The 16,619-nt window shown below is 64.9% G+C and carries 15 protein-coding genes and 2 other RNA genes; 9 read left to right on the top strand and 8 right to left on the bottom strand.

Annotated elements, in window-relative coordinates:
• Positions 1-2: 2 nt before the first annotated feature.
• The 3 genes from A7D17_RS22955 to A7D17_RS14385 all read right to left on the bottom strand — a co-directional run bounded on the left by A7D17_RS22955 (position 3) and on the right by A7D17_RS14385 (position 2,314).
• Positions 3-1,031 carry an XVIPCD domain-containing protein gene (locus A7D17_RS22955; RefSeq protein ID WP_239692198.1) on the bottom strand — a complete coding sequence of 343 codons (1,029 nt, stop codon included), beginning with the start codon at positions 1,029-1,031 and terminating at the stop codon, positions 3-5.
• Positions 1,032-1,166: 135 nt separating this feature from the next.
• The gene (locus tag A7D17_RS24900; protein WP_239692197.1) at positions 1,167-1,466 is read right to left on the bottom strand and encodes a hypothetical protein; all 300 of its coding nucleotides are present in this window, start codon (positions 1,464-1,466) and stop codon (positions 1,167-1,169) included.
• A gap of 218 nt (positions 1,467-1,684) precedes the next feature.
• A complete protein-coding gene (locus A7D17_RS14385; RefSeq protein WP_005920554.1) occupies positions 1,685-2,314 on the bottom strand; it encodes a TetR/AcrR family transcriptional regulator in 630 nt (209 codons plus the stop codon).
• A 174-nt stretch (positions 2,315-2,488) separates the two neighbouring features.
• On the opposite strand from A7D17_RS14385, the gene A7D17_RS14380 reads away from it, so the two are divergent.
• A complete protein-coding gene (locus A7D17_RS14380; protein ID WP_064509694.1) occupies positions 2,489-3,277 on the top strand; it encodes a histidine phosphatase family protein in 789 nt (262 codons plus the stop codon).
• Complete coding sequence (locus A7D17_RS14375) at positions 3,277-4,146, top strand: NAD(P)H-hydrate dehydratase (protein WP_064509693.1); 870 nt, start codon at positions 3,277-3,279, stop codon at positions 4,144-4,146. Before A7D17_RS14380 ends, A7D17_RS14375 begins: the two co-directional genes overlap by 1 nt.
• 286 nt (positions 4,147-4,432) lie before the next feature.
• Here A7D17_RS14375 and A7D17_RS24140 read toward each other — a convergent pair whose 3' ends face one another.
• Positions 4,433-4,708: a hypothetical protein gene (locus tag A7D17_RS24140; RefSeq protein WP_162841731.1), complete on the bottom strand. Its 276-nt coding sequence runs from the start codon at positions 4,706-4,708 to the stop codon at positions 4,433-4,435.
• Here A7D17_RS24140 and A7D17_RS14365 point away from each other — a divergent pair.
• A complete protein-coding gene (locus A7D17_RS14365; RefSeq protein ID WP_064509691.1) occupies positions 4,690-6,147 on the top strand; it encodes a glycoside hydrolase family 30 protein in 1,458 nt (485 codons plus the stop codon). The two genes, A7D17_RS24140 and A7D17_RS14365, sit on opposite strands and share 19 nt — an antisense overlap.
• Positions 6,148-6,421: 274 nt before the next feature.
• Here A7D17_RS14365 and A7D17_RS14360 read toward each other — a convergent pair whose 3' ends face one another.
• Complete coding sequence (locus A7D17_RS14360; protein WP_064509690.1) at positions 6,422-7,324, bottom strand: SDR family oxidoreductase; 903 nt, start codon at positions 7,322-7,324, stop codon at positions 6,422-6,424.
• 183 nt (positions 7,325-7,507) lie between these two features.
• Here A7D17_RS14360 and A7D17_RS14355 point away from each other — a divergent pair, with 183 nt between their 5' ends.
• Complete coding sequence (locus A7D17_RS14355) at positions 7,508-8,215, top strand: DUF429 domain-containing protein (RefSeq protein WP_064509689.1); 708 nt, start codon at positions 7,508-7,510, stop codon at positions 8,213-8,215.
• 1 nt (position 8,216) lies between these two features.
• Here the strand turns inward: A7D17_RS14355 and A7D17_RS14350 are convergent, their stop codons facing one another.
• A complete protein-coding gene (locus A7D17_RS14350; protein ID WP_064509688.1) occupies positions 8,217-10,568 on the bottom strand; it encodes a GH92 family glycosyl hydrolase in 2,352 nt (783 codons plus the stop codon).
• A 326-nt stretch (positions 10,569-10,894) separates the two neighbouring features.
• On the opposite strand from A7D17_RS14350, the gene A7D17_RS14345 reads away from it, so the two are divergent.
• From A7D17_RS14345 to A7D17_RS14335, 3 genes are all read left to right on the top strand, one after another.
• The gene (locus A7D17_RS14345) at positions 10,895-11,524 is read left to right on the top strand and encodes an alpha-ketoglutarate-dependent dioxygenase AlkB (protein WP_064509687.1); all 630 of its coding nucleotides are present in this window, start codon (positions 10,895-10,897) and stop codon (positions 11,522-11,524) included.
• A gap of 482 nt (positions 11,525-12,006) precedes the next feature.
• The gene (locus tag A7D17_RS14340; protein ID WP_064509686.1) at positions 12,007-13,710 is read left to right on the top strand and encodes an FAD-dependent oxidoreductase; all 1,704 of its coding nucleotides are present in this window, start codon (positions 12,007-12,009) and stop codon (positions 13,708-13,710) included.
• On the top strand, positions 13,707-14,012 hold the full coding sequence (locus A7D17_RS14335; protein ID WP_064509685.1) for a UBP-type zinc finger domain-containing protein: 306 nt from the start codon (positions 13,707-13,709) through the stop codon (positions 14,010-14,012). The genes A7D17_RS14340 and A7D17_RS14335 overlap by 4 nt, the downstream gene beginning before the upstream one ends.
• A 239-nt stretch (positions 14,013-14,251) precedes the next feature.
• Here the strand turns inward: A7D17_RS14335 and A7D17_RS14330 are convergent.
• Both A7D17_RS14330 and A7D17_RS14325 read right to left on the bottom strand, forming a co-directional pair.
• Positions 14,252-14,329: non-coding RNA, sX9 sRNA (locus tag A7D17_RS14330), on the bottom strand.
• A 56-nt stretch (positions 14,330-14,385) separates the two neighbouring features.
• On the bottom strand, positions 14,386-15,132 hold the full coding sequence (locus A7D17_RS14325; protein WP_064509684.1) for an EAL domain-containing protein: 747 nt from the start codon (positions 15,130-15,132) through the stop codon (positions 14,386-14,388).
• Positions 15,133-15,497: 365 nt separating this feature from the next.
• Here A7D17_RS14325 and A7D17_RS14320 point away from each other — a divergent pair, with 365 nt between their 5' ends.
• Together A7D17_RS14320 and A7D17_RS14315 are read left to right on the top strand one after the other, a co-directional pair.
• Positions 15,498-16,136, top strand: coding sequence for an HD domain-containing protein (locus A7D17_RS14320; RefSeq protein ID WP_064509683.1), 639 nt, complete (start codon positions 15,498-15,500; stop codon positions 16,134-16,136).
• A gap of 256 nt (positions 16,137-16,392) precedes the next feature.
• A non-coding RNA gene (locus A7D17_RS14315) (sX9 sRNA) lies at positions 16,393-16,468 on the top strand.
• Positions 16,469-16,619: the final 151 nt, after the last annotated feature.

Below are 16,619 nucleotides of genomic sequence, written 5' to 3'. Positions count from 1 at the left end.
TTTTATCTACCTCCCATTGTCGGTTGTTGATGTTGCTCTTGTTGTTGCTGCCCCTGAACCTGGGTCTCGGCCGCAGTTTGCTGTTGCTGGTGAAGACGCTGCAGGCTTGTCTCAACTGGCGTTGCTGCAATGGTTGCCGTCTCGCTAGCGACCCGCAACGCAGCTGGATCGTTATTTTGTCCCTGAACCAAAAAAATCCTTGCGCCTTCTGCCTGGGTTCCGATTGCGTTGCTAGGAACAACATTATCCACGCGTGTCATGCCACTTGCTTTGGCTTCGTAGAGCAAGGCCAAGCTGTAGCTATCCGCATGTTGTGCATAGCGCCCGCCGAGTGCAGTCAAATGGCCGCTGATCTGCTGTTGTAGCGCATGGTCCGGGTGGCCAGGCGCTCGCGGGTCCGAGATGGTAGCGGTTGATAAATTCTCCTGCTCTTGATTCTGCTGCAATGTTTGCGTCGGGGTGACTGACGTCAATACATACTGCCAGCGGTCTTGACCAGGCGTTCCACGCACCGTGCTCACGAAGGTGTCGTACTCGTTGCCTCCGATCGTCTGGCAGCCAGCTGAGTCAGTATTGCGTCCGCTGCCACGATGAATTTTGAATGTGTTATTGAGGTCTTGCACGCCGTGGGTGTCGCGAGCATCGAACCACCCGTCGCCATTGCTATCGCGTTCAACCCGGTGCTGTCCGTTTGCTACTGCTGCATCGGTGGGGCGCAATGCAAATTCATCTGGGTGGTTACGAAGTGGATGCGTTGTTCGTCCCATCTCCGTTGTGCCTTCCGCCAGGCGGCCCAGGTCGCGGACGTTGTCGCGGTTGACATCCTCGCCTTCAGTTTTTTGCCTGACTGCCACCTGAGCAAATCCTTCGCTGCGTGGGGTCGTCTTGGCATGTCCATCGTATTGCGCTGTGGGCTCGGTTGTTGCCTGGTTGAATTCCCGGGCATGGCGTGCACCGTCCGCAGCTCTCCACAGCACCACGATGCGGTCGTCGTAGACGCCAGTGCCTCTGTTGTCGGCTTCCCTGGTCACTGGATCTCTACCCTGCGTTGTTCGATTTTCGTTGCGCAGCCCAAGAATGACCCTATCTTGCGTCGCTAGGGCTTGGTGTGCGGCATCGCTGCCACGTGTTTCGACAATACTGGCGTAGATGTCGTGTTGCTGCGCCTAAGAAAGATCGCGCGTTTCCTCAGCACCAGGGAAACGGGGTGCATTACGCGCTGCTTCCAGTCGAGTAATAACTGGCCCTACTGTCGAAGCATCTGTTGCCGGGAGCCCGCCGGGGCGCTGAAGTGCATCAATTCGCTCCGCTGCACGCGAGGCGACTGAGCGGTCCAACGCTTCTTGCACCAGTAGTGATTGGTCTTGGCGCAATGCGTCCAGCCGCATGGCCGCCTCGCGGGCCTGGCCTTGGTTGAATAGGCGTGCGACTTCGTCTGCAGATGCGTTGATATCGAGTTCCGGCATGTCTCTCTCCTTGAGGTCCTTGGACGGCGATCAGCGAACTGAACAAGTTGCCGATTTACCACCAAAGTAGCGATGATTCAATCGCTCTGCAGTTGCTGATCTGTCTGGATAGCAGTCTTGCCCGTAACGGTAAGGAATGTCTCTTCGATCTGCTGCTGACGCAGGCTTCAGATGTCGGGCAAATTTGGTTGAAGATTGAACGCTTGGGCTCTCAGTCACTACACCGGCGCAGACTTCAAAATCCCCGACAGACTCTCGCGCAGGATCAGCTGCAGATGCATGCGGTTGAGTTCCATGCCGCTGGTCATCACGCTGTGCAGGCCGCCGCACATGGCGGCGACGGCGAAGACGCGGGCCTGGAATTCCTGTTCGCTGCTGGCCGGGTCGGCGTGGCCGCGGAGCAGGCGTTTGAGCAGGGCGCTGAGGTGTTCGATCAGCGATGCGCTCTGCCGGCGCATGAAGGCGGCCAGCACCGGGTCGCGCAGGGTGGCCAGGTGCAGTTCCAGGTCGATGCGGGTGCGCTTGATGTTGATTTCCTGCAGCAGCCATTCTTCGAGCAGGCCGGCGATGAAATCCACCACATGCACGTTGGCCGGGCGCTCCACCAGCCACATCTGGCGGATGGCGCGCATGTAGTTGCGCTCGAGCAATGCGCGCACCAGCGCATCCTTGTCTTCGAAACGTTGCAGCAGGCTGCCGCAGCTGACCTTGGCGCGCTCGGCGATCAGTTCGAAACTGGTGGCGCTCAGGCCGATGACGTCGATGCACTGCTCGGTGGCGTCCAGCACCTCTTCCAGCAGCAGTTCTTCGCGCTCTTTCGCCGTGCGCAGCAGCAGGACGTTGGACATGGGGCGGTAAATCAGCGGGGGGCTGCAGTATACCGGCGCGGCGTTACCCATCCGTTGCGTTCGCTTGTTGCTATGCCATCAGTCATGGATGCGCGTGCGTATTGAAACCTCGGTCACAGATGCGCTGGTCGACCATGTTTTCACGGCGGCTGTGCGACACGTGAGGTCGACGTTATGCAGGAGAAGCATGTGAGTGAGAACAGTGCGGTAGCCGGTGTGTCGGCGCAGTGGCCGGCGCGGTTGTGGGTGGTGCGGCATGGGCAGAGCGCGGGCAACGTGGCGCGCGATGTGGCTGAGGCCAATGGGGCGGCGCTGATCGACCTGGAGCATCGCGATGCGGATATTCCGCTATCGGCGTTGGGTGAGCGCCAGGCCGATGCCTTGGGTGCCTGGATGGCGGGGTTGCCCGAGCACGAGCGTCCCACGTTGATCTTGAGTTCTACCTACGTGCGGGCGCGCCAGACTGCCGCTGCGGTTGCACGTGCGCTCGGGCAGCCGGCCGATGCGGTGAGCGTAGACGAGCGGCTGCGTGAGAAGGAATTTGGCGTGCTCGATCGTTACACCACGTCGGGCATTCGAGATGCATTTCCGGCGCTCTTCGAGCAACGTAACCTGGTCGGCAAGTTCTACTTTCGCCCGCCCGGCGGCGAGAGCTGGTGCGATGTGATCTTCCGCCTGCGCAGCATCGTCGGTGATCTGCAGCGCAACCATGTCGGCGCGCGCGTGCTGATCGTGGGGCATCAGGTGATTGTCAATTGCTTCCGCTACCTGATCGAGCGGATGGACGAGGCCACCATCCTGGCGATCGACCGCGAAGGCGATGTGCCCAATTGCGGCGTTACCGAATATTCGGCTGCTGCTGACGGGCAATCGCTTGAGCTGGTGCGCACCAAGTTCGTGCCGCCGGAGCTGGCCGACGAGCCGGTGACCACTGAGTCCGACCGCCCGGCCGGGGCACGCTGATGGCCGCCCCGCGCGTGCGTATGCTCACCGCCGCCGCCTTGCGGTCGATGCCGTTGCCGGCCCCGGGTGGCGACAAGGAGCAGCGTGGGCGCGTGTTGATCGTGGGTGGCTCGATGCGCGTGCCCGGTGCGGTGCTGCTGGCCGGCGAGGCGGCGCTGCGTTCCGGTGCGGGCAAGCTGCAGATCGCCACCGCCGCCAGTGTGGCGCCGGGTATGGCCTTGGCGGTGCCGGAGGCGCTGGTGCTGGGATTGGCGCAGAACCGGCAGGGCGAGATCGTGCGCGGGCATCGCGCATTGGATACGGCGATGGCGGCCTGCGATGCGGCAGTGATCGGGCCAGGCATGGCGTCGTCGGCCACCACCACGGCGATGGTCAGGCGCGCTGCCGAGCAGGCGGTGTGCACCTTGGTTCTGGATGCCGGTGCGTTGTCGCGCGGCCTGCGGGCGCCGATCGGGCGGCCATTCGTCTTGACGCCGCATGCGGGCGAGATGGCGACCCTGGCCGGCGACGACAAGGCGGCGGTGGAAGCGGCGCCGGGCGCGTACGCGCTGAAGTTTGCGCAGAAGCTGCGCAGCGTGGTGATCGTCAAGGGTGCGGACAGTTTTATTGCCGGCCCGGATGGAGTGGTGTGGATGCATCGCGGGGGCGCGTCCGGGTTGGGCACGTCCGGGTCTGGCGATGTGCTGGCGGGATTGATTGCCGGGTTTGCCGCGCGCGGCTGCGATGCGTTGACCGCTGCGTTATGGGGAGTGTTTGTGCATGCGGCGGCGGGCAGGCAGTTGGCCAGGCGGATTGGGCCGGTGGGGTTTCTGGCACGCGAACTTGGGTTGGAAGTGCCTGGGATTTTGCATCGGTTGGTACGTCGCTGATCGACGCTCGTCGCGGTGATGCCGCGCGCAGACCAAGCCCCTCTGCAGCGGGAGAGGGATTGGGGTGAGGGTACGTTTAATGGGGTCTTGGGGCTGTCTTTCCAGTTGGGGTTTATGTTGTTGCCTTGATTGCAGGTGGCGGGCTGCACTCTTGGCAGACGTACCCTCATCCGGCCCTTCGGGCCACCTTCTCCCGAGGGGAGAAGGGAGTGTCCGATGGTGGAAGGATGCATGGTTGCGCTCGTTTGTTGCACGCTGTTGCGCCGCGTTGGTCGGTTAGGCTTGCTCACCAACCTGGGAGGGTGCACGGTGAAGCGAGCGATTGCGTGGTCGATGGTGGGGGTTCTGGGGGTTTGGGGTGCTGCGACTGAAACGGTGTTGGGATCTGCATCTGCAGCAGCAGCAACAGCAACAGCAACAGCAACAGCAGCAGCAGCAGCAGCAGCAGCAGCAGCAACAGCAACAGCAACAGCAACAGCAACAGCAGCAACAGCAACAGCAGCAACAGCAGCAACGACCGCAGCCCCAGCAACGCCGATTCCGATGCCGGCATCGACGGCATCGGCTGCATCCACGCCCGCATCGAAGGCGGTGGAAGCCGCGGTTGCGGATGCCGCTACTTCGCCAGCCGCCGCCGGCGCACTACGCGTTTACACCTCTGCCCAAGGCGCAACGCAGCAGATGCGTGTCAGCACTGTCGATGCACCCAGGGCGGGGCATGCGTTGACCGAGAAGGAGAACTCCATCTTCGTCAATCCGCAGCGGCGCTTCCAGGAGGTGCTGGGCATCGGCGGGGCCATCACCGATGCCAGTGCCGAGACCTTCGCCAGGCTGCCCAAGCCTGCGCAGCGCGCCTTGCTCACTGCCTACTACGACCCGCAAAAGGGCATCGGCTATACGCTGGTGCGCACCACCATCCACAGCTCGGATTTCAGCAGCGGCAGCTATACCTATATCAAGGACGGCGATGCGGCGCTGAAGAGCTTTTCGGTCAGGCACGATCAGCGTTATCGCATCCCGATGCTGCGCCAGGCCATTGCCGCGGCCGGCGGCAAGTTGACGACCTTCGCCAGCCCGTGGAGCGCGCCGGCCTTCATGAAAGACAGCAACAACATGCTCAAGGGCGGCAAGTTGCTGCCCGCGTATGCGCAGGCCTGGGCCACTTACTACACGCGCTTTATTGCGGCCTACGAAAAGGCCGGCATCCCGATCTGGGGCATCAGCCTGCAGAACGAGCCGATGGCGGTGCAGACCTGGGAGTCGATGGTGTTTTCCGCCGAGGAAGAGCGCGACTTCTTGAAGAACCACCTCGGCCCGACGATGGAGCACGCCGGCTATGGCGACCGCAAGATCATCGTGTGGGACCACAACCGCGACATGATGCTGCACCGTGCGCATGTGATCTTCGACGATCCGGAAGCGGCGAAATACGCGTGGGGCATGGGCTTCCACTGGTACGAAACCTGGGCCGGATTCGCGCCGATGGTGGAGAACGTGGCGGCAGTGGCACAGGCGTACCCGGACAAGCCGCTGTTGCTGACCGAAGCGGCGGTGGAAAAGTTCGACCCGGCAAAGTTGCAGTACTGGCCCAATGGCGAGCGCTATGGCACTGCCATCATCAACGATCTCAATCATGGTGCGGTGGGCTGGACCGACTGGAACATCCTGCTAGACCAGACCGGCGGGCCGAACCACGTGGGCAATTACTGCTTTGCGCCGGTGCATGCCGATACGCGCACCGGCGAGGTGATCTACACGCCGAGCTATTGGTACATCGGCCACTTTTCCAAGTTCATCCGCCCCGGTGCGCGGCGGGTGAGTGCAGCCAGCAGCCGCAGCAATCTGGCAACGACGTCCTTTCTCAACACTGATGGCAGCCTTTCGACGGTGGTGATGAATACCAGCGATGTGGGGATCCGTTACAACCTGTATGTGGGCGATGCATCGAGTGAGTTGGAGATTCCGGCGCATGCGATCCAGACGGTGGTGATGACGCAGTAAACGCAGGCCGTGGGCGGAGCGTTGGTGGGGTTGCGTACCCTCATCCGTCCTTCGGGCACCTTCTCCCGGTGGGAGAAGGAGGGCTTCGCATGATCGACGCCGTCTTTGCGTAGCTGGTCGAACTACCTTGCGTCTGCGTTTTTGCCGATGCATCAGGCGTCGAGACTGTCGCCAATACTAAAAACGCCACCAAAGAAACTCCTGCCGATCGCTGCGCGTGCAACGATCGGCAGGGTTCTGGTGGCGTAACGTTGTAACTGCGCTTTCAGCTTGCTCAGGACAGCAGCAAACCACCGGTGGCACCGAACACTTCGCCCGTCACATAGCTGGACTCCTGCGAGGCCAGGATCACATACAGCGGCGCCATCTCCACCGGCTGGCCGGCACGCTTGAGCGGGGTTTCCGAGCCGAATTCGGGAATCTTTTCCGGCGGCTGGCCACCGCTGGGTTGCAGCGGGGTCCACACCGGGCCGGGGGCGACGGCGTTGACGCGGATGCCCTTCTCGGCGACCTGCTGGGCCAGGCCCTTGGTGAAGTTGACGATGGCCGCCTTGGTGGACGCGTAGTCCAGCAGCGTCGGCGAGGGCTGGTAGGACTGGATCGAGCCGGTGTTGATGATGGATGCGCCCGGCGGCAGGTGTGGGATGGCCGCCTTGCACAGCCAGAACATCGCGTAGACGTTGGTCTTGTAGGTGGCGTCGAACTGCTCGGTGGTGATGTCGGCGATGTCTTTCATCGCGGTCTGCTTGCCGGCGATGTTGACCAGCAGGTCCAGCCCGCCAAGCTCCTTGACCGCGCGTGCGACCAACTGGTTGCAGAAAGCCTCATCCTTGAGATCGCCGGGGATGCTGATCGCTCTGCGGCCTTCGGCCTCGATCAACTTCACCACCTCCGCAGCGTCAGGTTCTTCTTCCGGCAGATAATTGAGCACGACGTCCGCGCCTTCGCGCGCATAGGCGATCGCAGTAGCACGACCAATGCCCGAGTCGGCGCCGGTGATCAGCGCCTTGCGGCCCTTCAGCCGGCCGAAGCCCTGGTAGCTCTGCTCGCCGTGGTCGGCCTTAGGCTGCAATGCATGGATGGTGCCCGGTGCCTCCTGGGTCTGCTCGGGGAACTTGGGCTGCGGAAACTGGGTGAGCGGATTCTGCATTTCGTACTGGTTCTTGGTGCTGGACATGCGCTGGCTCCTGCAGTGGGGGATGGCAGGCCGCAGCGTGCTGCGGCCGATGCGGAGCAGTCTGAAAACCACGGCGATGCGTGCGGGTGAACGAATGTTGTGCATCATGTGAACGCGCCACGCAGATGGCGTGCGTGCGGTGCTGCTGCGCCGTGCACGCAGGCCGCGACCGGGAGGACCGCAATGCAGTGTGTAGGGATCGATGGCGCCGGCAGCGGCTGGCTGGCGGTGTGGCAGGCCGGCGATGGATTGCAGTTTGCCGGCTACCGCACGGTGGCCGCGGTGGCGAGCGCATTGGGGGACGTCGCCGTGCTGGGCGTGGATATCCCGATCGGTTTGAGCGAGCACGCGCCCCGCGCTGCGGATGTGCAGGCGCGGCGCTTTGTGGGTGGGCGCCGCGCATCCAGCATCTTTGCTGCGCCTTTGCGCGGCATGCTGCATGCGCGCAGGCAGGTGGACGCCTCTGCGTTGCATCGGGTGCTGGATCACGACGGGCAGCGTGGCTTTGGCGTGCAGTCGTTTGCGCTGCTGTCGAAGATTCGCGCCTGGGACGATGCCTTGCGCGCCGATCCGCTGTGGGCGGAGCGCGTGTTCGAGGTGCACCCGGAAGTGTCGTTTGCCGTGCTCGCCGGCGGGCACGGCCTGGCGGCCGGCAAGAAGAGCAGTGCGGGCCATCAACAGCGCGCCGCCTTGCTGGGCCAGTGCTATGGCGCCAGGCAGGTAGCCACGTTGCTGGAGCGCGTGCCGCGTGCGCTGGCCAAGCCAGACGATGTGCTCGATGCCCTGGTGGCCTGCTGGAGCGCGCAGCGCATTGCCGCAGGCACCGCCGGCAGTTTGCCGACGGTGGTGGAGCGCGATGCCTGCGGGCTACGCATGGGCATCCACTACTGACTCAGCGCGTCTGCGTCGACATCGAATACGGCCGCTGCGCCGGATCGGTGGCCCATTGCGTGTTCGGCGTGGCCTGCATGCGGAAGCGCAACTCGCCGCCGGCCTGAATTTCTTCATGCGTGAGGTAGGCGCGGGTCAGCGGCTGGCCGTTGAGGGTGACGCTGCCGACGTAGCTGCGCGCCTTGCTCAGGCCATCGGCAATCACGCTGAAGCGCTTGCCATTGGGCAGCTTGAGCGTGGCGCGCGGCAGGAACGGCCGGCCGATGATGTACTGGTTGCTGCCCGGTGCCACCGGATAAAAGCCCAGCGTGGTGAACACGTACCAGGCCGACATCTGGCCGAGATCGTCGTTGCCGGCCAGGCCTTCGGGGCCGGCGTGATACTGGGTGTCCATGATCCGGGTCAGCCGCGCCTGGGTGCGCCAGGGCTGGCCGGCGTAGGCGTACAGGTAAGCGACATGGTGGCTGGGTTCGTTGCCATGCGCGTACCAACCGATCAAGCCGGTGATGTCTTCCATGTGCTCGAACACCTTGGGGTCGACCTTGGCATCGAATACGGCGTCCAGGCGCGCCAACAGCTTGTCTTCGCCGCCATGCGCCGCGGCCAGGCCGGCCACGTCCTGCGGCACGTACCACGAGTACTGCCAGGCATTGCCTTCGGTGTAGTCGCTGCCGTAGCCGCTGGCGGAGGGATCGAACGGTTCGCGGAAGTTGCCGGCGCGGGTGCGTGCGCGCATGTAGCCGGTGGCCGGGTCGAAGGCGTGCTTCCAGTTGCTGGCGCGCTTGCTGAAGTCTGCCGCGATGGCGGGCTTGCCGAGCTTGTCCGCCATGCGCGCGATGGTCCAGTCGTCGAACGCGTATTCCAGTGTCTTGGACGCGGCTTCGCCCTCTTCGTCGATGGGCACATACCCCAGCTCGCGATACTGGGCGATGCCGTCGTAGGGGCCGTAGTTGGCGCTGGCGACCATGGCATCGAGCGCTTCGCTGGCATCGAAGCCGCCGATGCCTTTCATGTAGGCATCAGCGATCACCGGCACGGCGTGGTAGCCGATCATGCACCAGGTTTCCAGGCCATGGAACGCCCACACCGGCAGGATGCCGTAGGCGCTGTCGCGGCGTGCGGCGAGCAATGAATTGACCATGTCGCTGGTGCGTTGCGGCGGCTGCACCAGCGTAAGTAACGGGTGCAGGGCGCGGTAGGTGTCCCACAGCGAGAAGGTGGAATAGTTGGTCCAGCCAGTGGCCTGATGCACTGCGTTGTCCGGCCCGCGATAGCGACCATCGCTGTCCATGAACAGGGTGGGCCCGAGCAAGGTGTGATACAGCGCGGTGTAGAGCTGGGTGCGTTGTTTCGGCGTGCCCTGCGCGTCGATCGCCGACAACGCCTGCGTCCATTGCGCACGCGCATCGGCGCGTACGCGGTCGAAGTCGAAGCCGGGCACTTCGGCGTGCAGGTTGGCGATGGCCGCGGCCTCGCTGACCGGCGACAGCGCCACGGTGACCACCAGCGGCGTGCCATCGTTGGCAATATCGAACACACCAACCAGTTGCCGGCCTTCAATCTGGGCGCGCTGGGCAGGGTTCTTGTCGCCCGGCGGCGGGAAGCCCTTGTACGGAATGTCCTGTTCGGTATCGTGCAACTGCGTGGCGGTGAGCGGGCGGGAGAAGCGCATGGCGAAGTACAGCTGCCGGCCGGGCGCCCAGCCGCGCGTTTCGCGAAAGCCGGTGACGGTGCCATCGCCGCGTACGCGCAGCCGCGACCACTGCACCTTGCCCGGGTAGTCGTACAGGCTGGTGCGCAGGTCCACCAGCACATGCGCCGCTGCGCCCTTGGGGAACTGGTAGCGGTGCACGCCCACGCGCGCACTGGCGGTGAGTTCGGCGCGGATGTTGCGGTCTTTCAAGGTCACTGCGTAGTAGCCGGGCTGCGCCTGTTCGCTGGCGTGGTCGAACTGCGCGGTGTAACCACTGCCCGGTTTGCTGGCATCGCCACGTTCCAGCTTGACCGCGCCCACCTGCGGCATCAGCAGGATGTCGCCCAGATCCGAATGCCCGGAGCCGGAAAAATGCGTATGCGAAAACCCCACGATGGTGTTGTCGCTGTGTCGGTATCCCGCCGCCCAGCCATAGGCCTCCTTGCGCGGCTTGATCTGCGTATCCGGGCTCAACTGCACCATGCCGAACGGCACGGTGGCACCGGGATAGGTATGGCCTTCGCCGCCGGTACCGATAAACGGGTCCACCGCCTCGAAGGCGGACCCTGCCGTGCGTGCAGCGGCAGGAGCTGCGAGACAGGCAGCGGCGGCAAACACTGCAAGCCAGCGCAGGCGGGAAGCGATCGGTCGATACGGCATGCAAAACGGCTCCGGGCGGATGCAGCGCCGGACCGTAGCACAGCGGCAGCGATGAGCCATCGTTGCGGAAGCACTGGTCATGCTGCGTGTGGTTGAGGTCGCCAATGTGCCGAACCTGGCTACGAAGCCCTGCCTGGACGGGAACTGCATGCCTGCGAGGCAGGCTGTCGCGGCCTCTGAATGCTGTTACTCATCAGTGGACGCTGCGATGGTGTGCGCCTGCGCAATCGCGGCGTGGAGACGCTAATTCCACGCAACGGCAGCAGGTACTTGTTCGCCTATTGGCAGCCTGCTGAAATGTGCCGCATCGCCCGCATATCCCGTCGATGGATCTGTTTGAAACGCCAAACGCGCCGCTGCAGGTGATTGACGATGCCGAAGGTGGCGTGCGCTATTGGCCACAGCTGCTTGCGCCCGAGCTGGCGCAGGCCTGTTTTCGCGCGCTGCGCGACGGTGTGAGCTGGCAGAGCCAGCGCCGGGAAATGTATGACCGCGTGGTGGAGGTGCCGCGCCTACTGGCCTCGTATGCACTGGATGCGGCGCTGCCCCCGGCGTTGCCGTTGTTGCAGCTCCGCGATGCAGTGCAGGCGGTGTTGCCCGCGCCATACAACGCGGTGGGCCTGAACCTGTACCGCGACGGGCGCGACAGCGTGGCGATGCATCACGACAAGCTACAGACGCTGGTGGCGCCGTATCCGATCGCCCTGGTGTCGCTGGGCAGCGCACGGCGCATGACGCTGCGCGGCAAAGACGCCAGTGCGCGCGCGACTGCGCTGGAGCTGGCCCCAGGCAGCCTGTTGGCGATGAGCCATGCCTCGCAACTGACGCATGAGCACGGCATCGCCAAGACCGCACGCGCGGTGGGCGAGCGGGTGAGCGTGGTGTTTCGCGTGCGGCCGGCGGCACGCATGGCCGCCGGCCAGCACGGGCCGCATTGGGCGCCCGTGCCGCAATGAACGCCAATAGCGGCGCCGTCGTGCAGCAGGCATGCCCAGCCGTCGCCGGCAATTGGCATTTGCCCTGTTGGCCTGTTCATGACCTGGTGCTGTCCACCGTGACATGACAGCTGCTTTCACTTTCGCTGAGGGGCTCGGAGGCGTTGTCCAGCGCTGTGACCGGCCACCGGTCTGGAGCGGCCAAGACCTCTCCGGCAGCAATCGTCAGGTGGATGGGGACAGCGCCCTGAAGCGGAGCGGACGAACGGTGCAGGCCGCTCCTGATCACCGGCCGCGTCTGTCGGGTGGCTGCGCAGTGATTGCGTCAGCTGTTCTTATCCCCGTTCGGCCAGCGCTGCCACGATGCGGCGCCTGGCATCGGTTGGGTGCGCTTGCACGGCGCGGCTTTCGCAGGGCCGGTGACATTGCCTATTTCGGGTGATTGCCATTGCCATCACCCCTGTCCATGCTTGCATGCATCCCCCCACCTGCGTTGCCGATCCATGCCCCTGGACGATACCCGCCACCATCAGATGTTTCCCGAACTGGACGCGGGCCAGTTGGCGATCACGCGGCGCTTCGCCAGCGGGCCGGCGCAGCGCTTTGCGGCCGGTGACACCGTGTTCGATGTCGGCGATGCGCACGCACCGGTGTGGGTGGTGCTGGAGGGCGTCATCGAAGTGGTGCGTCGCGACGGCCTGGGCAACGAAAAGCCGATCACCCGGCATACGCCCGGGCAGTTCACCGGCGAGGTGAGCCAGCTGGCCGGCCGCGCGTCGCTGGCGGCTGGCCGGGCCGGGCCGGAGGGCTGCCTGGCGCTGCCGTTCGACACCGCGCATCTGCGCGCGCTGATGATCAGTTCGGCCGAAGTGGGCGAAGTGGTGATGCGTGCGCTGATCCTGCGCCGCGTGGGCCTGATCGAGGGCGATGCCTCCGGCTCGGTGTTGATCGGTGCACCGGACGACAGGCATCTGACGCGGCTGCAGGGGTTTTTGACCCGCAACGGCTACCCCAACACGGTGGTGGACATCTCCAACGACGATGGCCGCGCGTTGGTCGAGCGCCTGGGTATCCAGGAGCACGATCTGCCGGTGATGGTCTGCCCCAGCGGCCGCGTGCTGCGCCAGCCCAGCGATGCCGAAGCCGCGCATTGCCTGGGCATGACACCCGACATCGACCCGAGCAAGCGCTACGACGTGGCGATTGTCGGTGCCGGCCCTGCGGGCCTGGCCACGGCGGTGTACGCCGCCTCCGAAGGCCTGTCGGTGCTGGTGCTGGACCAGCGCGCCATCGGCGGCCAGGCCGGCGCGTCGGCGCGCATCGAAAACTATCTGGGCTTTCCCACCGGGATTTCCGGGCAGGCGCTGGCCGGCCGCGCCTATAACCAGGCGCTGAAATTCGGGGCCGAGCTGGCCATCCCGATCGAGGCAGCCACTCTGGAGTGCGGGCGCGACGATGGCGCGCTGCACCTGGATCTGGCCGACGGCAAGCAGGTGCTGGCCAGCACCGTGGTGATCGCCTCGGGCGCGCGCTACCGGCGCCCGGAGATCGACGGGCTGGATCGCTTCGAAGGCCATGGCGTGTCGTACTGGGCGTCGCCGGTGGAAGCGCGGCTATGCGAGGGCGGCGTGGTGGCGCTGGTGGGGGGCGGCAATTCCGCAGGCCAGGCGGTTGCGTTCCTGGCGCCGCGGGTGAAGGAGCTGCATCTGATCATTCGCGGCGATGGCCTGGAAGCGTCGATGTCGCAATACCTGATCGAACGTATTGCCGCGCTGCCCAACGTGCAGCTGCACACCGGCACCGAAGTGGCCGCGCTGGACGGCGACCACGAGCGCGGGCTGCAGGGGGCGACGCTGCGCACGCGCGCCGATGGCGCGACCACGCGTGTGGACCTGCGGCACCTGTTCCTGTTCGTCGGTGCCGATCCCAATACCGGTTGGTTGCAGGATTGCGTGGAGACCGACAAGCGTGGCTTCGTCGTCACTGGCACCACGCGCGGCGATGGCGTGCCGGCCTGCCTGCCGCTGGAAACCAATCGCCCCGGTGTGTTCGCCATCGGTGATGTGCGTGCCGGTTCGGTCAAACGCGTGGCGGCTGCGGTGGGCGAGGGCGCTGCAGTGGTCGCGCAGATTCATCAGTATCTAGCCCATCAGGCCAACCCGGTGGCGGTCTCCGAACTCGCCACCCAGGAGCCCACCAGCGCATGAGTACCTTGTGCCGTCATACCGCCCAGATCGCCACAGTGACACCCAGTGCACGCGGATGCCAGGAGTGTCTGGCCATCGGTAGTATCTGGGTGCATCTGCGCCTGTGCGGTACCTGCGGCCACGTCGGCTGCTGCGATGATTCCCCGCATCGCCATGCCACCGCGCATTACCACGCCACCGGTCATCCCATCATCGAAGGCTACGATCCGCCCGAAGGCTGGGGCTGGTGCTATGTGGACGAAACGGAAGTGGACTTGCCGGACCAGACACCGCAGCTGGGGCCGATTCCGCGGTATGTGTGAGCGGCGCGGTTGGTTGGCGGGGTGTGGATGGGGGGCTGGGGCGCCGCTGGGAATCGGGATTGGGGAATCGGGAATGGGGAATGGGGAATGGGGAATGGGGAAAGCGCATCTCCTCTGTTTTTTCCCTTGCAAGCGCCTTGCAAGCGCATTGCATGGTGATTGCGTTTGATGCTTCTCGCTCTGAGCCTGCGTCGCTGGGGTGATTGACCGGTGCGCACGCGTGCACGCGCAACCAAGGTGGCCAGCAAGGCATGGCAAGCGGTTGTCAGATGGGGTGCGGGCGGCACGGCCGGAGCCGCGGTCTACGCGTGGTAGGTGTCGATTCCGGGCGCCAGCCGCGCACGCCTGGCGGATGCGCAGTCGTTGTTGGCGCTTACTCGGGCCAGTGAACCTGCGGTAGCGCTCCGATCTGCGGGCGGGCGAACAGGTAGCCTTGTTGCAGGTGAATGCCCAGGTCGCGCAGGGTGCGGTATTCGTCGGCGTGTTCGATGCCTTCGGCAATGACGGCGATGCCGAGTTCTTCGCACATGCGGGTGACATGGCGCACGATGGCCTGGCGGCTGCGGTCGGTATTGATGCCGCGGACCAGTGCGATGTCCAGCTTGAGCAGGTCCGGCTGGAACTCGGCCAGCAGGCCGAGGCCGGCATAGCCGGCGCCGAAGTCGTCGATGGCGGTCTTCATGCCGCGCGCGCGGTAGGTGCGCAGGATATCGAGCAGATGCGACGGGTCGGCCAGATGTTCCTGCTCGCTGACCTCGAAAATGATCGCGTCCAGCGGCCAGCCGTATTGCGCGGTGGCCTCAAGCGTGGCGCGCAGGCAGTGCTCGGGGTTGTAGACCGCGTTGGGCATGAAATTGATCGAGAGCAGCGCGGGCAGGGCGATCTGCGCGGCGCATTCGATCGCCTTGATGCGGCAGGCCTGGTCGAAGGCGTAGCGGTTGTGGGTATCGACCGCGGCCAGGATGCTGCCGGCCGACTCGCCGTTGATGCCACGCACCAACGCCTCGCCGGCGTAGATGGTGCGTGCGGCCACATCGACAATCGGCTGGAAGGCCATGGTGATGGCGGTCGGGAATGCATGGCCATCGCGGCAGGCGTTGCAAACGGGGAGGCTGGGCATGGGATGGCAGTCGTGCGACGTGGATCGAGCTTAGCCCTATCGGCCGCAACGGCGCGTCATTGAGGGCAGCCAGACCGATTGCGGCGCTCCCGGCAGCTCCGGCATGGCCAATGCCCGGAACTGGCACAGTCCCTGTTTGTCCGATGCTGCCTGGGTTGCCAAGGTGCGGCGGGCACGTGCCGCGGTGGACCACAGTGGGCAGACGGCTGCTGGTGCAGCGCCGCATCGGTGATTTGATGCCCCAGCGAGCACGCGCCACGCAGCGCGGCCTCCGATGCCCGGCGCGCCTCGTCCGTCGCATTGTCCTCACCCTGCCGGTGGGCGGGCTCGGCGATACTGGGCGTATCGCCCGCATCAGAAGCCCCATGACCGCCCTCACCGAACGCTACGCCCAGGCCGTGGATTACGCCCGCATCGCCCATGCCGGGCAATTGCGCAAGGGCACGCAGATTCCGTACCTGAGTCATCTGCTCGGCGTCTCCACGCTGGTACTGGAATGCGGTGGCGATGAGGAGCAGGCCATCGCCGGGCTGCTGCACGATGTGGTGGAAGACTGTGGCGGTGGTCATGAGGCGTCGATCCGCGCGCAGTTCGGCGACAGCGTGGCCGACATCGTGATGGCTTGCACCGACGCCACTGCCGAAGACAAGGCCGAGGTGGACAACAGCGAGCGCGCGCGCAAGCGCGATTGGCGCGAACGCAAGCTGGCCTACCTGGAGCACCTGCGCAAGACACCGGAGCGCGCCTTGCTGGTGTCCGGCTGCGACAAGCTCTACAACGCACGCACCATCGTGCAGGACCTGGAAAACCCTGCGGTGGGCCAGGACATCTTCAATGTGTTCACTGCCGGCCGCGAAGGCACGCTGTGGTACTACGGCGAGCTGGAAGCCATCTTCCGCACGCGCGATGCCGCCACCGCGCGGCTGTTCAGTGGCGTTGTCATGCGGATGCAGGCACTTGCGGAGACCGGCGAGCAGCCGGTGCCGGCGCACGCGCTGGGATGAGCGCGCTGCAGAGCAGCTGATCGGCGGCTTGGCTGCAGGGCCCTCGCCCGCCTGCCAGCGCGGGACACGCTGCAAGTACGTCCATGTAAGCTCTTACGCGGCATCCATGCCGCGTAAGGTCCCGCGACGGCAGGCGGGCAAGGACCATCGGAGATGGTCGGTGTGCAGAGTCGCAAGATGCGTGGTGTGCTTTTAGAGCAGCTACCAAAACTACTGTGCGGCCGCCAGGCGGGCGCGGCCGGTGCTCGGAATCCTCATGTACCACTCGTACACTCCGGTTCCTCCGCACCGTCCGCACCCACCTGACGACTGCTCGCTACGTTTTGTCAGCCGCTCTTGACTCGCTGGCTCAAATGCAGCTGCGCGACTCGCACCAGCAAGCCAACGCAGGTCGCGAAATGTCCCGCTTTTCATCTAGCGGCCGACCAACTCTCTGGTGTGGTGTCCTCGCCGCTTGCGGGACCGTGTGGCGGCATGGATGCC

Origin of the sequence: Xanthomonas floridensis (genome assembly GCF_001642575.1) — a bacterium.
Taxonomy (GTDB): Bacteria; Pseudomonadota; Gammaproteobacteria; order Xanthomonadales; family Xanthomonadaceae; genus Xanthomonas; species Xanthomonas floridensis.
This window is presented reverse-complemented; position numbering and strand designations above follow the sequence as displayed.

Coding starts and splice junctions, on each gene's coding strand:
- A7D17_RS14360 (WP_064509690.1), bottom strand. CDS start 7,324: ATGTCCAGCACCAAGAACCAGTACGAAATGCAGAATCCGCTCACCCAG.
- A7D17_RS14380 (WP_064509694.1), top strand. CDS start 2,489: ATGCAGGAGAAGCATGTGAGTGAGAACAGTGCGGTAGCCGGTGTGTCG.
- A7D17_RS14340 (WP_064509686.1), top strand. CDS start 12,007: ATGCCCCTGGACGATACCCGCCACCATCAGATGTTTCCCGAACTGGAC.
- A7D17_RS14335 (WP_064509685.1), top strand. CDS start 13,707: ATGAGTACCTTGTGCCGTCATACCGCCCAGATCGCCACAGTGACACCC.
- A7D17_RS14345 (WP_064509687.1), top strand. CDS start 10,895: ATGGATCTGTTTGAAACGCCAAACGCGCCGCTGCAGGTGATTGACGAT.
- A7D17_RS14355 (WP_064509689.1), top strand. CDS start 7,508: ATGCAGTGTGTAGGGATCGATGGCGCCGGCAGCGGCTGGCTGGCGGTG.
- A7D17_RS14320 (WP_064509683.1), top strand. CDS start 15,498: ATGACCGCCCTCACCGAACGCTACGCCCAGGCCGTGGATTACGCCCGC.
- A7D17_RS24140 (WP_162841731.1), bottom strand. CDS start 4,708: ATGCCGTCGATGCCGGCATCGGAATCGGCGTTGCTGGGGCTGCGGTCG.
- A7D17_RS14325 (WP_064509684.1), bottom strand. CDS start 15,132: ATGCCCAGCCTCCCCGTTTGCAACGCCTGCCGCGATGGCCATGCATTC.
- A7D17_RS14385 (WP_005920554.1), bottom strand. CDS start 2,314: ATGTCCAACGTCCTGCTGCTGCGCACGGCGAAAGAGCGCGAAGAACTG.
- A7D17_RS24900 (WP_239692197.1), bottom strand. CDS start 1,466: ATGCCGGAACTCGATATCAACGCATCTGCAGACGAAGTCGCACGCCTA.
- A7D17_RS14365 (WP_064509691.1), top strand. CDS start 4,690: ATGCCGGCATCGACGGCATCGGCTGCATCCACGCCCGCATCGAAGGCG.
- A7D17_RS14375 (WP_064509693.1), top strand. CDS start 3,277: ATGGCCGCCCCGCGCGTGCGTATGCTCACCGCCGCCGCCTTGCGGTCG.
- A7D17_RS14350 (WP_064509688.1), bottom strand. CDS start 10,568: ATGCCGTATCGACCGATCGCTTCCCGCCTGCGCTGGCTTGCAGTGTTT.